The organism is Roseateles sp. GW823-FHT07B05, assembly GCF_058794515.1.
This window is the reverse complement of sequence record NZ_JBXAGX010000002.1, coordinates 99,985-114,062: the sequence shown is the minus strand read 5'-3', so window position 1 is coordinate 114,062 and position 14,078 is coordinate 99,985. Positions and strand designations below refer to the sequence as shown.

The following is a 14,078-nucleotide window of genomic DNA, read 5'->3' as shown; positions in this document are numbered from 1 at the left end:
GCCGCATAGCTTCGGCAGGCACAGGCCGTCCACTGGACGCCCTGTGTCCGGCCTCAGCCCCCGAGGGGACGGCGATGCTCGCGGCATTGAGCCGCTCGCACATCGCCTGACGGGCCGGCTTGGGAGCGGCCCGGCGCTCGTCCCGAGAACCGGTGGCGCCGGGGTAAATCCGGGCCGCGCGGCGTGGGGCGGCGTTTGAGAATCGCGCGTCATTTCTCAAATCGAAAACAGGAGACCTCCATGTCCATGGAACGCCGTTCCTTCGTTCGCCACGCCGGCCTCGCGGGTGTGCTGGCGGCGGGTGCTGCCCCGGCCATCGTGCACGCCCAGGCGCAGGTGCGCTGGCGCCTCGCGTCCAGCTTCCCGAAGTCGCTGGACACCATCTTCGGCGCGGCCGACACGTTCGCGAAGAAGGTCTCCGAGATGACCGGCGGCAAGTTCCAGATCTCGGTGCACGCGGGTGGCGAGATCGTGCCGGCGCTGCAGGTGGTGGATGCCGTGCAGAACGCCACCGTCGAGATCGCGCACACGGCGCCGTACTACTTCTTCGGCAAGGACGAGACCTTCGCGCTGGGCTGCGCGATTCCCTTCGGCCTGAACAGCCGCCAGATGACGGCCTGGATGGTGGAGGGCAACGGCCTGAAGCTGATGCGCGAGTTCTATCGCAACTACAACATCATCAGCTTCCCCGGTGGCAACACGGGCGCGCAGATGGGCGGCTGGTACCGCAAGGAGATCAAGAGCGTCGCCGACATGAAGGGCCTGAAGATCCGCATCGGCGGCTTCGCGGGCCGTGTCGTCGAGCGCATGGGCGCCGTGCCGCAGCAGATCGCCGGTGGCGAGATCTACTCCGCGCTGGAGAAGGGCACCATTGACGCCGCCGAGTGGGTCGGCCCGTACGACGACCAGAAGCTGGGCTTCAACAAGGTCGCGCCGAACTACTACTACCCCGGCTGGTGGGAAGGCGGCCCCGAGCTGGACTTCTTCATCAACACCAAGGCCTGGGACGCGCTGTCGGCCGAGTACAAGGCCATCGTCGAGTCGGCCGCCGCGGTGGCCCACATCGACATGCAGGGTCGCTACGACGCCAAGAACCCGATCGCGCTGAAGCAGCTGGTCGGCTCGGGCACCAAGCTGTTCCGCTTCCCCAAGGACGTCATGGACTCGGCCTTCAAGGAGTCCATGGCCATCTATGCCGAGCTGTCGGCCAAGAACCCGAACTGGAAGAAGGTCTACGAGGACTACGCCAACTTCCGCCGCGACCAGAACCTGTGGTTCCGCTTCGCCGAAGCCGGCTTCGACGACTTCATGCAGTCGCAGAAGTTCTGACCGTACGCCGCCAAAGACAAAGCCCCGCGATGCGGGGCTTTTTTGTGGCCGGTCGTGCCGGCCGCGGCGGGCGGGCTACTTCCTGGCGGCCTCTTCCAGTGCGCGGCGCACCGCGTCGCCGTCGTCCGTGGCGGCCGCGCTGGCGCCCGACGCGGCAGGCTCGGGCGCGAACAGCTTGCTGGCGTCGTCGGCGCTCATGTCGGCGGACGATTTCTCGTCGTGGCCGCCCATCTGCTGCAGCAGCTCGGACGCCTGGTTCATGTCCACCGCCTTCTCCTTGTCGAGGAAGGCCGTCACCGTCTGCGGGAAGAAGATGACGATGGCGACGAGGATGAGCTGCATGGCCACCCAGGGGATGGAGCCCAGGTAGATGTCGCTGGACAGCACCTTCTTCGGGATGGCGCCGTTCTTGAACAGCGTGTCGGCGATGCCGCGCAGGTAGAACAGCGCGAAGCCGAACGGCGGGTGCATGAAGCTGGTCTGCATGTTCACGCACAGCATGACGCCGAACCAGACGAGGTCGATGCCCATCTTGTCGGCCACCGGCCCCAGCAGCGGCAGGATGATGAAGGCGATCTCGAAGAAGTCGAGGAAGAACGCCAGGAAGAAGATGAACAGGTTGACGACGATGAGGAAGCCGATCTGGCCACCCGGCAGGTCGCTGAGCAGGTGCTCGATCCAGCGGCCACCCTCGACGCCCTGGAACACCAGCGAGAACGTGCGCGAGCCGATCAGGATGAACACCACCATGGCCGTGATGCGCATGGTGCCCAGCATGGTGTCCTTGATCAGCGGCCAGCTCAGCCGCTTGTGCATGCCGGCCAGGATGAAGGCGCCGACGGCGCCCATCGCGCCGGCCTCGGTCGGCGTGCAGATGGCGGTGTTGATGCCCGGCAGGCCGCCCATGGAGCCCAGCACGGCGAAGATCAGTACGGCCGACGGGATGATGCCGCGCAGACACTTCTTCCACAGCGCCCAGCCCTGCAGCGTGCGCGACTCCTTGGGCACGCCCGGCACGTGCTCGGGCTTCACGCGGCTGAGGATGAAGGTGTAGAGCGCGAAGATCAGCACCTGCAGGATGGACGGGCCCCAGGCGCCCTTGTACATGTCGCCCACCGAGCGACCGAGCTGGTCGGCCAGCACCACCAGCACCAGCGACGGCGGTACCAGCTGCGTGATCGTGCCCGACGCGGCCAGCACGCCGGTCGCGTAGCGCATGTTGTAGCCGTAGCGCATCATGACCGGCAGCGAGATCATCGCCATCGCGATGACCTGGCCCGCCACGGTGCCGGTGATGGCGCCGAGGATGAAGCCGACGATGATGACCGAGTAGCCCAGGCCGCCACGCACCGGGCCGAACAGCTGGCCCATCGAATCGAGCATGTCCTCGGCGAGGCCGCATTTCTCCAGCAGCGAGCCCATCAGCGTGAAGAACGGGATGGCCAGCAGCAGGTCGTTGGACAGGATGCCGAACACGTTCTGCGGCAGCGCGCTCATGAACTCCGGCGGGAACCAGCCCTGGCTGACGGCGAAGAAGCCGCAGGCCAGGCCCAGTGCCGCCAGCGAGAACGCGACGGGGAAGCCGATCAGCATGACGAGGATCAGCCCCGCGAACATCAGCGGCGGGAAGCTCTCCATCGAGATCATTGCAGCGGCCTCTCGTAATGCGTGTCCATCTCGAACTTGTGCGCGAGCCAGGCCACGCGCTTGATGATCTCGGCCACGCCCTGCAGCGCCACCAGCACGAAGCCCAGCGGCAGCACCAGCACGGCCGGCCAGCGGATCAACCCGCCGGCGTTGCTGGACACCTCCCCCGACGTCAGCAGCTTGGCCCAGTAGCCCATGAAGCCGAGGCTGGCGACCGAGTCGGTGGCCGTCATGCCGGTGCTGAGCTTGACGACGAACAGCCCCCACGACAGCCAGGCCATGTAGCAGATGACCGGCAGCAGGAAGACCACCAGGCCGAACAGATCCACGTACACCTTGCCGTGCCCGCTGAGGCGGCTGTAGACCAGGTCCACGCGCACATGCTCATTGAGGCGCAGCACCTGCGCCGCGCCCAGCATCACGCAGGTGGCGAACAGATACCACTGGATCTCGAGGAAGGCGTTGGAGCTGTAGTCCAGTCCGTAGCGGACGATGGCGTTGGCGGCGCTGATGAAGCAGGACAGCAGCACGGCCCAGGCGGCAATCTTGCCGAAGCGGTCGTTGAGGCTGTCGATGCGCCGCGCAAGAGAGAGCAGGGCGTTCATGGGACGGGGCGGCTGAAATGCAAAGCGGTCGCCAATGTAGCGACCGCTTGAAGGGCGACGGCTTCTTTGAGCCGTCGTTCAGGGTAAGCCCCGACGGGATTCAGCCGAGTTGCTGCGCCTGCATGAAGAGGCGGGTCGAGCGTGCGCCCGAGCGGCAGAACACCAGCAGCGGGCGCGGCAGCTCGTTCAGCAATCGGGCGAACGCGGCGATCTCCTCGGGCGACTGGTAGCCGCCGGCCACCGGCAGGTGGCGGTACGCCAGGCCCGCGGCCTCGGCGGCGGCCTGGATCTCGGCCGACGTCGGCTGGTCGGGGCCGTGCTCGAAGTCGGGGCGGTTGTTGACGACGCTCTTGAAGCCCATGGCCGCGGCCTCGGCCATGGCGTCGGGCGTCAGCTGCGGCGCGGCGCAGATGTCGGGGGCAATGGCTTGCAGAGGCAGGCTCATGGGAGGCTCCTTACTTGGCCAGCGCGGCCTTGACGGCGGCGGACACGGTGCTCATCTCGGCGGAATTGCCCAGAGCCGCCTTGGCGGCAGCCATGACCTTGCCCATGTCGCCGGGGCCGCTGGCACCCAGTTCGGCCACGATGGCGGCGACCTTTTCGGCCACGGCCTCGGCGGACAGGCGCTCGGGCAGGTAGACCTGCAGCACGGCCAGCTCGGCGGTTTCCTTGGCGACGAGGTCGTCACGGCCGGCGGCGGCGAACTGGCTGATGGAGTCCTTGCGCTGCTTGATCAGCTTGTCGACGATGGCCACCAGGGCGGCATCGTCCACGACAACGCGCTCGTCCACTTCCTTCTGCTTCACCGCGGCCAGCAGGCCGCGGATGGTCAGCAGCCGGTCGCTTTCCTTGGCACGCATCGCGGCCTTCATGTCTTCGGTGATGCGGTCTTTGAGGCTCATGGGAGGTTCCAGTTCAAAAAGACAAAAACCCGCGACAGCGTCCTGTGGCGGGTTCTGGAGTTCACCGGAACTGTTTTCTCAAACAGGTTCCGGATCGCGTCAGGAGGCTATCAGTACAGCTTCTTGGGCAGCTGCATGCTGCGCACGCGCTTGTAGTGGCGCTTGACGGCGGCAGCCTTCTTGCGCTTGCGCTCGGCGGTGGGCTTTTCGTAGAACTCGCGGGCGCGCAGTTCGGTCAGCAGGCCCAGCTTTTCAATGGTGCGCTTGAAGCGACGCAGGGCGACGTCGAACGGCTCGTTTTCCTTGACGCGGATGGTGGTCATGTATTTCCTTCAGATTGCGCTCGGTGTTCGCGGCCAGTTTCAGCAGCAGGTTCCGGATTACTGCGTCACTTCTTGACGACGGCAGCGAATCGACGCGCGGGGTTTGCCAGCAAAGCCGAGGATTGTAGCCGGGAAATCAACGACTTGCCAAGATTCGCTCAGGCGGGCGTTGAAGGGGTCGCCAGCGCGTCCGCGCAGGCGGCCGCGCTGGCCCAGGCCCACTGGAAGTTGTAGCCACCCAGCCAGCCCGTCACGTCCACCACTTCACCGATGAAATGCAGGCCCGGCACGCGCCTGCTTTCCAGTGTCTGCGAGCTGAGATCCTTCGTGCTGACGCCGCCGCGCATGACCTCCGCCTTGCGCCAGCCCTCGTCGCCGCTGGGCATCAGCTGCCAGTCGTGCACGCTGCGGCCCAGGCGTTGCAGGTCGGCGTCGCGGCATTCGGGCAGCGGCCGCGCGGCGTTCAGCTTCGCACGCTCCAGCCAGGCGGCGGCCAGGCGCTGCGGCAGGCGTGCGCCGAACTCGTTGCCCAGCTGGCGGCGCGACGTGGCCTTGGCCTCGACCAGTTCCTTGTCCAGCTGCAGTTCCGGCGCCAGGTTGATCTGCAGCGGCTGGTCTGCGGCCGTGCGGTAGCTGGAGATCTGCAGGATGGCCGGGCCGCTCAGGCCCCGGTGCGTGAACAGCAGGTCTTCCAGGAAGCGCCCGCGCGCCTTGCCGCTGCCGACACTGACCTCCACCGGCAGCGACAGCCCGGCCAGCGCCGCGAACGGCGCCCAGGCGTCGGCGTCGAAGGTCAGTGGCACAAGGGCAGGGCGGGGTTCGACGATGGCGTGGCCAAGGCGCTTGGCCAGCCGCAGCCCCCAGTCGCTGGCGCCGATCTTGGGCACCGGCAGGCCGCCGGTGGCGACGACGACGCGCGGTGCCGCCACCGGCCCCTGGCTGGTGTCCAGCTCGAACCCACCACCGGGCAGCGGCCGCACGTCGGCCACGGTGCAGGGCTGCCAGCGCATCACGCCACCGGCTTCGCACTCCTTGAGCAGCATCTGGATGATCTGCTCGCTGGAGTCGTCGCAGAACAGCTGGCCCTTGTGCTTCTCGTGGAAGGCGATGCCGTGGCGTTGCACCAGCTTGATGAAGTCCTGCGGCGTGTAGCGCGCCAGCGCCGAGCGGCAGAAGGCAGGGTTTTCGGACAGGAAGTTCGCCGGCCCGGCGTCGCGATTCGTGAAATTGCAACGCCCGCCGCCGGAGATACGGATTTTTTCAGCCAGCTTGGGTGCGTGGTCGATCAGCAGCACGCGCAGGCCGCGCTGGCCCGCAAGCCCCGCACAGAACAGGCCCGCGGCGCCTGCCCCCACCACCACCACATCAAAACCCTGCATAGACCTCCCGTGAATGGGGACGCATTCTCGCGGGTCGGGCTGTTGAAACTCGGTAGGATGGCTGCAAGTGATCCCGTGCGGCTTCTAGGGGGGAAGCCCGATTCGTGGGGTGAAGCGGCCTTGCTGGCCCGGTTTGCGCCCCACTACAGTCCTCTGACACCCGGACCCGCCCCGGTTCCCCGCCGACGGCACGTGATCGCATCAAAACGATTTCATGGACATGACCGCCGACCCTTCCGCGACGCCGCCCGGCAGCCTGGCACATTGGCTGGCCGGTCACGCCGAGCTGGGCGGCGAGGCGCTGGCCGGTCTGGTGGCGTTGATCGAGCCGCTGGGCAGCCAGGCCGCGATCAAGGCCGTGGCCAGCGGCCGCTACGTCTTCGCCAGCGAAGGCCTGGCGCAGATGTTTGAGTGTGAGGCGGTCGTGGGCCGCACCGACGCCGAGCTGCTGCGGCCCGACGAGACGACGGCGCTGCGGCGTGTCGAGCAGACGGTCATGGCGCAGCGCCATCCGGTCGTGTCTGAGCACAAGCTGGAGATCAACGGCCGCCGCCGCGAGTTCAGCGTCACGCGGATGGCGCTGGGGCAGGAGTTCCTGCTGGCGGTCTGGCACGAGCGCACCGAGGAGCGCCACCGCGAGTCGCATCTGCAGCGCGCGCTGGTGCAGATCGAGCAGCAGCAGGGCGCCATCGAACAGATCCGCCGCGAACTGCAGCAGGGCTCGGGCCGTGACGATGTGTCGGGCCTGTACCTGCGGCCGCAGTTCGACGACCAGCTGCTGCGCGAGATCGACCTGTCCTCGCGGGAGCACCGCGAGTTCGCGCTCGTGGTCATCGCGCTGGACGCGTCGCCCGCCGTCGCGGCGCTGGGGGAGGACGCCCAGCAGCGGCTGCTCGAAGGCATCGGCCGCATGCTGCGCGCCAACACGCGGGCGATGGACTCGGCCTGCCGCATCGGCGCGCAGCGCTTCGCCGTGTTGCTGTCCGGTGTGGGCCTGGCCACGGCGCATGCGCGCATGGAGCAGCTGCGCCGCCAGTGCGCCGCGCAGATCGTCGTGCTGAACGGTCAGGACCTGGGCCTGTCGGTCTCCATGGGCGTGTCCAGCTTCCCGCACACCGCGTCGCGGCAGGACGAGCTGATGAACGCCAGCGAGAACGCCGTGCACGAGGCCCAGCGCCGCGGCGGCAACCAGGTCGTGCTGGCGTCCATCGCGTTCGGCTAGAGCAGCTCGCTCAAGCCCTTCCAGAGCATGTAGGCCGCGAGCGCGAACAGCAGCGTCGCGAAGGCCTTCTTCAACTGGGCCACGTTCATCGCATGCGCCGCGCGGGCGCCCAGCGGCGCCATCGTCACGCTGGCGGCGGCGATCACGGCCAGCGCCGGCAGGTAGAGGTAGCCGAAGGCACCCGGCAGTGCCGGCTCCAGGCCCCGGCCGCCGACGACGTAGCCCAGCGTGTTGGCGACGGCGATGGGAAAGCCCAGTGCCGCGCTGGTGGCCACCGCGAAATGCACCGGCACGTTGCACCACACCATGAAGGGCACGCTGACGAAGCCGCCGCCGGCACCCACCAGGCCCGACAGCAGGCCGATGCCGGCGCCTGCGCCGAACTGGCCGGCGGTGCCGGGCATCTGGCGGCTGGGTTCGGGGCGCTTGTTGCGCAGCATCTGCCAGGCCGAGAAGCTGACGAAGACGGCGAAGAACAACGCCAGCCAGGCACCCTTGAGCAGTGAGAACAGGCCCGCGCCGGCCAGCAGCCCGCCGGCCAGGATGCCGGGCGCCAGTCCCTTGACGAGGTCCCAGCGCACGGCGCCGCGCCGGTGATGCGCCCGCACGCTGGACAGCGACGTGGCCATGATGGTGGCCATCGACGTGGCGATGGCCATCTTGACCGCGAAGTCCGGCGCGACGCCGCGCTGGCTCAGGATGAAGGTCAGGAAGGGCACGAGCAGCATGCCGCCGCCGATGCCCAGCAGGCCGGCCAGGAAGCCGGCGGCGAGGCCCAGCGCCAGCAGCTCGGCGATGAAGCCGGCGCTCATGCCGAATGCAGCCGTGCGAGCACGGCCTGCCATTCGGCCGGCGTGACGGGCGTGATGGACAGCCGGCTGCCGCGCTGCAGCACGCCCATGCTGGCCAGCTCGGGCGCGTCGCGCATTTCCTTCAGACTCAGGAGCCGCGTCGTTTCGCGCCAGCGCACGTCCACATGCACCCAGCGCGGCGCCTCGGGTTTGGACTTGGCGTCGAAGTAGGGGCTGGCCGGGTCGAACTGCGTGGCGTCCGGGTAGGCGGCGCTGCAGACCTCCGCGAGGCCGGCAATGCCGGGTTCGGCGCAGGACGAGTGATAGAACAGCACGCCGTCGCCGAGGCGCATGGCGTCGCGCATGAAGTTGCGCGCCTGGTAGTTGCGCACGCCGGTCCAGGGGAGGGTGCCGGCCTTCTGCAGATCGAGGATGGACGCCTCGTCGGGCTCGGACTTCATCAGCCAGTAGTTCATGCGCTGATGCTAAGGCGCGGAAAAGGTGTCCACCGCAATCCTGGGGGCCGAGATCCTGAACACCCAGGGGTAATCAGGTGGGCCAGGTCATCCGGACTTCGGGTTCATCTGACGCGAGACGCTCACGCCCATCCGGCATATTCCAAGCCCTTGCTCATAGAGCATCGGATGAAGGAAATAAAAGCCCCGGGGAAAGCAGTGGACGGGCGAGATTCTAAAACCTGCGGCATGCCCTCGCGTGAAAGAAGGTCTGGTGGCCGGCAAGCTTGGCTAGCATGCGCGCCCATCGCAAGAGAGGCGGCCTGGCCGCGGGGAGGCGTTTCATGGATCAGGCCGATTTCGTGCACATGGTGCGGCTGAGCGAGCAGGCCAGCGCGCATGACAGCCGGTCCTATCGGCGCAGCGTGGCCGTGTTCGCGGCGTTGGGCTATGCCTGGGTGCTGGGGTGCCTGGCGCTGGCGGCCGGTCTGGTCGCGTGGCTGCTGCCGCAGCTGTTGCATGGGCGTTTCCGGTTTGCGTTGGTGTGGGGCCTGTTGGCGGCGCTGGGGTTGCTGTGGGCCAGTCTGCGGGCCCTGTGGGTGCGCTTCGACGCGCCCGAGGGCGTCGCCATCATGGCCAGCGAGGCGCCTGCGCTGTTCGACGCGCTGGAGCGCATCCGCAAGAAGATCCACGGGCCGCCCATCCACGCGGTCTACCTCGACGGGGATTTCAACGCGAGCATCCGACAGGCGCCGCGCTGGGGGCTGCTGGGCGGCGCCGTGAACACGCTCACGCTCGGCCTGCCGCTGCTGATGGCGCTGGACAGGCAACGCCTGCTGGCGGTGCTCACCCACGAATACGGCCACCTGCGCGGTGACCACGGACGCTTCGCAGCCTGGATCTACCGGACAAGGCAGTCATGGCTGCGCCTGCATGACAGCATGCGCCACGACGAGAACATCGCCTCCGCGGCGACGCAGGCCTTCCTGAACTGGTACTTCCCGCGCTTTGCGGCCAAGACCTTCGCACTGGCGCGGCAGGATGAGTACGAGGCCGATCGCATCGCCGGCCGCCTGCTGGGCGCGGAGGTGGCAACGGCGGCGCTGGTGGAGATCGAAGTGAAAAGCGCCTGGCTGGACCAGCGCTTCTGGGCCGATCACTGGCGCACGGCGGCCACGGCGGCGTTGCCTGCCGGTCCCTTCCAGTCCATGCGCACGCAGCTGGCCCTGGCGCCGGACCCCGCATTCGCGCGCGAGGCGCTGCGCCTGGCACTGTCTCGTGTCAGCGACCTGGCGGACACCCATCCCAGCCTGCGTGACCGCGCGGCCTCGTTGGGCGCCCAGGCAGTGCTGCCGGAGTGGTCGCGGCGTGGCGCGTTGAGCCTGCTGGGGGACGGTGTGGAGCGCTGGATCTCGCACTTCGACAAGCAATGGTGCAGGGACAACGCCGACAGCTGGAAGCGGCACCACGCATGGCTGGGGCGGGTGCGGGACCGGGTGCGTGTGCTGGAGGCGTCACGTGCCACCAGCAACGCCGGCGAGCTGGTCGAGGAGGCTTCGCTGCGCCGCCAACTGGACCGCAACGCCGATCTGCGACCCTTGTACGAGCTGGCGCTGCAACGCAGTGCCGAGCACCCGGCCGCCCTGCAGGGCCTGGTGCTGACATTGGCCGAGGAGGACCGCACCGGCCGGCTGCAGACCCTGCAGCGCCTGTGGGAAGCCGGCCCTGACCGTCGTTGGTGGGCGGCGCGCCATGCCGTCGACGAATTGGAAACGCCGCGACCGGGGCTGGCGCATGACGCCGCCGCGCTCAAGCTCTGGCGCGAGCGCCGCAAGCAGGCCGAAGAAGCCGAGGACAGGGCCTGGGAGGAGCTGCGGCAGATGCCTTACTTCAGCCAGGTCACGCGGCATGACCTGTCGGCGTTCGAGCTGGGCGAGGTGCAGGCCGAGCTGGCGCGCTGCAGGCCGCTGGCGCGGGCCTGGCTCGTGTGCAAGACGCTGCGTGAATTTCCGCGGCGCCGGGCCTACCTGGCCTTCGTGGAGCTGCCCGGCATGACGGACGAGGACCGTTTCGATCTGTGCCGCTGGCTGGAGCGCAACCTGAGCCTGCCCGGGCCGGTGCTGGTGCTGTGGGCCGGCGAGGCGCCCACGCTCGATGAGATCCGCCGCGGAGCGTTCGAGCCGGTCTATCCGCAGATCGGCGCTTAGAGCAGCTGGCCGTCGTGGCTCAGCGCTTCGTCCAGGCGCTTGATCAACGCGTCGACCTCGGGCGAGGCCACGGGGGCTGCGGCCGGCGCGGCGGCGGCGGCCTGGGGCGTGTCGGCCAGCTGGTAGGCCAGGTTCAGCGCCGCCAGCACGGCGATGCGCTCGCGGGCCTTGACCTTGCCGGCGTCGCGGATGGCGCTCATCTCGCGGTCGACCTGGGCGACGGCAGCGGTCAGCGCGGCCTCGCCGCCGGGCGGGCAGCCCAGCAGGTAGCTCTGGCCCATGATGGTGACTTCCATCTGCTTCATGGCTGCTCCTCCTTGGGGGCCTCGGCGGGCAGGCGTTCCAGCAGCGCGTCGACGCGGGCGCGGGCGGCGCTCAGGCGCGAACGCAGGCTGTCGCGCTCCTGCGTGATGGCGGTGAGCTGCACCTGCAGCAGCAGGTTGGTGCGCAGGATTTCGTCGTGGCGCACGAGCAGGCGCTCAACGCGGTCGGTCAGGTCGGTGAGGCTGGCCATGGAGGGGCTTCTGATCAGGCGGACGCCGATTTTAGGTGGCGACCGTGGTCGCATTCGTCGATGACGGCGCAAACGTTGCACATGGGCTTGCGCGCCTGGCAGACGTAGCGGCCATGCAGGATGAGCCAGTGATGGGCGTCGACGAGATAGGCCGCGGGAACGCGCTTCAGCAGGCCCAGCTCGACGGCCAAGGGCGTCTTGCCCGGCGCGAGACCGGTGCGGTTGCCGACGCGGAAGATGTGCGTGTCCACCGCCATCGTCGGCTCGCCGAAGGCGACGTTGAGGACGACGTTGGCGGTCTTGCGGCCGACGCCGGGCAGCGCCTCCAGCGCCTCGCGCGAGCGCGGCACCTCGCCGCCATGCTGCTCAAGGAGGATCTGGCAGGTCTGCAGCAGGTGCCTGGCCTTGCTGCGGTACAGACCGATGGTCTTGATGTGCGACTCGAGGCCGTCCTGACCCAGCGCCAGGATCTGCGCCGGCGTGTTGGCGACGGCGAACAGGCGCCTGGTGGCCTTGTTGACGCCGACGTCGGTGGCCTGTGCGGACAGCAGCACCGCCGTCAGCAGCTCGAAGACGCTGGAGAACTCCAGCTCGGTCTGCGGTGCCGGGTTGGCGGCTTTCAGTGTGGCGAAGAAGCGTTCGACTTGCGCGGCATTCATGCCGCGCATTGTCAGCCGCCTTCAGCCTCGCTTGGCTCTGGCCCGGGCGAGGGCGGCCTCGATGACGGCGCGCTTGCGGTCGAGCTGGGCCGGGTCGGTGATGTGTGATGCAGCGGGCAGGTCGGCCAGCTTGGCCTCGGCCTTGGCGGCCAGGCGGGCGTCGTTCTCCTCGGCCTCGCGGTGGCGGCGGAACTGCTTGAAGACGTAGCGTTCCCGGGCTTCTTCGGCCTGGGGCTGGCTCCAGGCCGCCCAGCCGGTGGCCGTGGTCACCTCGGGCATGGAGATGCAGTCCACCGGGCAGGCCGGCACGCACAGCTCGCAGCCGGTGCATTGCGCCGCGACGACGACGTGCATGGCCTTGGGCGCGCCGACGATGCAGTCGGCCGGGCAGGCCTTGATGCACAGCGTGCAGCCGATGCACCAGGCCTCGTCGATGACGGCCACGCCGCGTGTGGCCTCGATGCCGTGGGTCGGGTTCAGCGGCAGCGCCGGCCGGCCGGTGATGGCGGCCAGCCGGGCCACGCCTTCGGCACCGCCGGGCGGGCACTGGTTGATGCCGGCGTCACCGGCGGCGACGGCCTCGGCGTAGCGGCGGCAGTCCGGGTAGCCGCAGCGGGTGCATTGGGTCTGCGGCAGTGCGGCGTCGATGAGGGCCGCGAGGCTCACGCGCGGCGGGTGCGCTTGGCGGCGGGCTTGGGCGCAGCCTTCACCGGCGTGGCCTTGGCCGTCTGCTTCAGCGGCGCCGCCTCGTACTTGGCGATGAAGTCGCGCACCTGCGGGTAGACCTTCTCGCGCCAGCGGCGGCCCGAGAAGATGCCGTAGTGGCCGGCGCCGATGGCGTCGTAGTGGAACTGGTGGGCCTTGGGCACGCCTTCGCACAGGTCGTGCGCGGCGCGGGTCTGGCCGGCGCCGGAGATGTCGTCCAGCTCGCCCTCGACCGTCAGCAGCGCAGTTGTCTGGATGTCCTGCGGGCGCACCTGCTGGCCGTCGACGAACCAGGTGCCGTTGACCAGCGCGAAGTCCTGGAACACGGTCTTGATCGTGTCCAGGTAGTACTCGGCGGGCATGTCCAGCACGGCGTTGTACTCGTCGTAGAACTTGCGGTGCGCCTCGGCGCTGTCGTCGTCGCCGCGCACCAGGTCCAGGAAGTAGTCGTAGTGCGAGGACAGGTGGCGGTCCGGGTTCATCGCAACGAAGCCGGTGTGCTGCAGGAAGCCCGGGTAGACCTCGCGGCCGGCGCCGGGGAAGTTGGTCGGCACGCGGTAGATGACGTTGTTCTCGAACCAGCTGTAGCTGCGGTTCATGGCCAGGTTGTTGACCGCCGTCGGGCTCTTGCGGGCGTCGATGGGGCCGCCCATCATCGTCATGCTGCGCGGCGTGGCCTCGCCGGCGGAGGCCATCAGCGAGATGGCCGCCAGCACAGGCACCGTGGGCTGGCAGACGGACATCACGTGGCAGTCGGCGCCGCCGACGTGGCGGATGAACTCCTGCACGTAGCGGATGTAGTCGTCCAGGTGAAAGGGGCCCACTTCCAGCGGCACCATGCGTGCGTCGGTCCAGTCGGTGATGTAGACCTTGTGGTCCTTCAGCAGCTGCTTGACGGTTTCGCGCAGCAGCGTGCTGTGGTGGCCGGACAGCGGCGCCACGACCAGCACCGTCGGCTGGTCCTTCATCTTGGCCAGCACGGCGGAGTCGTCGGTGTAGCGCTTGAAGCGCAGCAGCCGGCAGAACGGCTTCTCGATGGCCACCAGCTCCTGCACGGCGACGTCGACGCCGTCGACTTCCACCGTCTTGATGTCGAACTCGGGTTTCTCGTAGTCCTTGGCCAGCCGGTGCATCAGGTCCAGCCCGGCCGACAGGCGCTGCGCCATCGGCGTGTGCGTGAACGGCGACAGCGGGTGGCTATAGAGCTTGGCCGATGCGGCGGCAAACTCGGAGAACGGGCTCAGCAGGGCGCGCTGGGTTTCGAAGAATTGATACAGCATGGCCGGCCTTGGCAAGGGTCAGGAATGACCCGATGGTGCCAGAAAACGCTTGCAGCGTTG

At 68.5% G+C, this 14,078-nt stretch carries 16 protein-coding genes and 1 other RNA gene; 3 read left to right on the top strand and 14 right to left on the bottom strand.

The window, feature by feature from the left end:
- The first annotated feature begins 246 nt into the window (after positions 1–246).
- Complete coding sequence (locus AC1Q7O_RS04840; RefSeq protein ID WP_492658394.1) at positions 247–1,329, top strand: TRAP transporter substrate-binding protein; 1,083 nt, start codon at positions 247–249, stop codon at positions 1,327–1,329.
- A gap of 75 nt (positions 1,330–1,404) precedes the next feature.
- Here the strand turns inward: AC1Q7O_RS04840 and AC1Q7O_RS04835 are convergent, their stop codons facing one another.
- From AC1Q7O_RS04835 to AC1Q7O_RS04810, 6 genes are all read right to left on the bottom strand, one after another.
- Complete coding sequence (locus AC1Q7O_RS04835; RefSeq protein ID WP_492658395.1) at positions 1,405–2,973, bottom strand: TRAP transporter large permease; 1,569 nt, start codon at positions 2,971–2,973, stop codon at positions 1,405–1,407.
- Positions 2,973–3,581, bottom strand: coding sequence for a TRAP transporter small permease subunit (locus tag AC1Q7O_RS04830; protein WP_492658322.1), 609 nt, complete (start codon positions 3,579–3,581; stop codon positions 2,973–2,975). The genes AC1Q7O_RS04835 and AC1Q7O_RS04830 overlap by 1 nt, the downstream gene beginning before the upstream one ends.
- A gap of 100 nt (positions 3,582–3,681) precedes the next feature.
- The gene (locus tag AC1Q7O_RS04825; RefSeq protein WP_492658323.1) at positions 3,682–4,026 is read right to left on the bottom strand and encodes a protein tyrosine phosphatase family protein; all 345 of its coding nucleotides are present in this window, start codon (positions 4,024–4,026) and stop codon (positions 3,682–3,684) included.
- Between the two features lie 10 nt (positions 4,027–4,036).
- On the bottom strand, positions 4,037–4,483 hold the full coding sequence (locus AC1Q7O_RS04820; RefSeq protein WP_492658324.1) for a GatB/YqeY domain-containing protein: 447 nt from the start codon (positions 4,481–4,483) through the stop codon (positions 4,037–4,039).
- Between the two features lie 110 nt (positions 4,484–4,593).
- Complete coding sequence (gene rpsU / locus AC1Q7O_RS04815) at positions 4,594–4,806, bottom strand: 30S ribosomal protein S21 (protein ID WP_012346814.1); 213 nt, start codon at positions 4,804–4,806, stop codon at positions 4,594–4,596.
- Between the two features lie 158 nt (positions 4,807–4,964).
- Positions 4,965–6,185: a BaiN/RdsA family NAD(P)/FAD-dependent oxidoreductase gene (locus tag AC1Q7O_RS04810; protein ID WP_492658325.1), complete on the bottom strand. Its 1,221-nt coding sequence runs from the start codon at positions 6,183–6,185 to the stop codon at positions 4,965–4,967.
- Positions 6,186–6,405: 220 nt separating this feature from the next.
- Here AC1Q7O_RS04810 and AC1Q7O_RS04805 point away from each other — a divergent pair, with 220 nt between their 5' ends.
- Positions 6,406–7,407, top strand: coding sequence for a GGDEF domain-containing protein (locus tag AC1Q7O_RS04805; RefSeq protein ID WP_492658326.1), 1,002 nt, complete (start codon positions 6,406–6,408; stop codon positions 7,405–7,407).
- On the opposite strand, the gene AC1Q7O_RS04800 is transcribed toward AC1Q7O_RS04805, so the two are convergent.
- From AC1Q7O_RS04800 to ssrS, 3 genes are all read right to left on the bottom strand, one after another.
- Complete coding sequence (locus tag AC1Q7O_RS04800) at positions 7,404–8,219, bottom strand: sulfite exporter TauE/SafE family protein (protein WP_492658327.1); 816 nt, start codon at positions 8,217–8,219, stop codon at positions 7,404–7,406. The two genes, AC1Q7O_RS04805 and AC1Q7O_RS04800, sit on opposite strands and share 4 nt — an antisense overlap.
- Entirely contained in the window at positions 8,216–8,674 is a 459-nt protein-coding gene (locus tag AC1Q7O_RS04795) for an EVE domain-containing protein (protein WP_492658328.1), read from the bottom strand. Before AC1Q7O_RS04795 ends, AC1Q7O_RS04800 begins: the two co-directional genes overlap by 4 nt.
- A gap of 25 nt (positions 8,675–8,699) precedes the next feature.
- A non-coding RNA gene (gene ssrS, locus AC1Q7O_RS04790) (6S RNA) lies at positions 8,700–8,879 on the bottom strand.
- Positions 8,880–8,997: 118 nt separating this feature from the next.
- Between ssrS and AC1Q7O_RS04785 the strand changes: the two genes are divergently transcribed.
- Positions 8,998–10,860, top strand: a complete 1,863-nt coding sequence (locus tag AC1Q7O_RS04785; protein WP_492658329.1) for a M48 family metallopeptidase — start codon at positions 8,998–9,000, stop codon at positions 10,858–10,860.
- Here the strand turns inward: AC1Q7O_RS04785 and AC1Q7O_RS04780 are convergent.
- Genes AC1Q7O_RS04780 through AC1Q7O_RS04760 form a run of 5 tightly spaced genes read right to left on the bottom strand, consistent with a single transcriptional unit; the run spans position 10,857 to position 14,018 of the window.
- A complete protein-coding gene (locus tag AC1Q7O_RS04780) occupies positions 10,857–11,165 on the bottom strand; it encodes a cell division protein ZapA (RefSeq protein ID WP_492658330.1) in 309 nt (102 codons plus the stop codon). The genes AC1Q7O_RS04785 and AC1Q7O_RS04780 overlap by 4 nt on opposite strands.
- Positions 11,162–11,374 (bottom strand): DUF904 domain-containing protein, encoded by a 213-nt coding sequence (locus AC1Q7O_RS04775; RefSeq protein ID WP_268165868.1) that lies wholly within the window; start codon positions 11,372–11,374, stop codon positions 11,162–11,164. The genes AC1Q7O_RS04780 and AC1Q7O_RS04775 overlap by 4 nt, the downstream gene beginning before the upstream one ends.
- 14 nt (positions 11,375–11,388) lie before the next feature.
- Positions 11,389–12,033: an endonuclease III gene (gene nth, locus AC1Q7O_RS04770; RefSeq protein ID WP_492658331.1), complete on the bottom strand. Its 645-nt coding sequence runs from the start codon at positions 12,031–12,033 to the stop codon at positions 11,389–11,391.
- A 21-nt stretch (positions 12,034–12,054) separates the two neighbouring features.
- A complete protein-coding gene (gene rsxB / locus AC1Q7O_RS04765) occupies positions 12,055–12,699 on the bottom strand; it encodes an electron transport complex subunit RsxB (RefSeq protein ID WP_492658332.1) in 645 nt (214 codons plus the stop codon).
- On the bottom strand, positions 12,696–14,018 hold the full coding sequence (locus AC1Q7O_RS04760) for a polyhydroxyalkanoate depolymerase (protein ID WP_492658333.1): 1,323 nt from the start codon (positions 14,016–14,018) through the stop codon (positions 12,696–12,698). The genes rsxB and AC1Q7O_RS04760 overlap by 4 nt, the downstream gene beginning before the upstream one ends.
- Positions 14,019–14,078 lie beyond the last annotated feature (60 nt).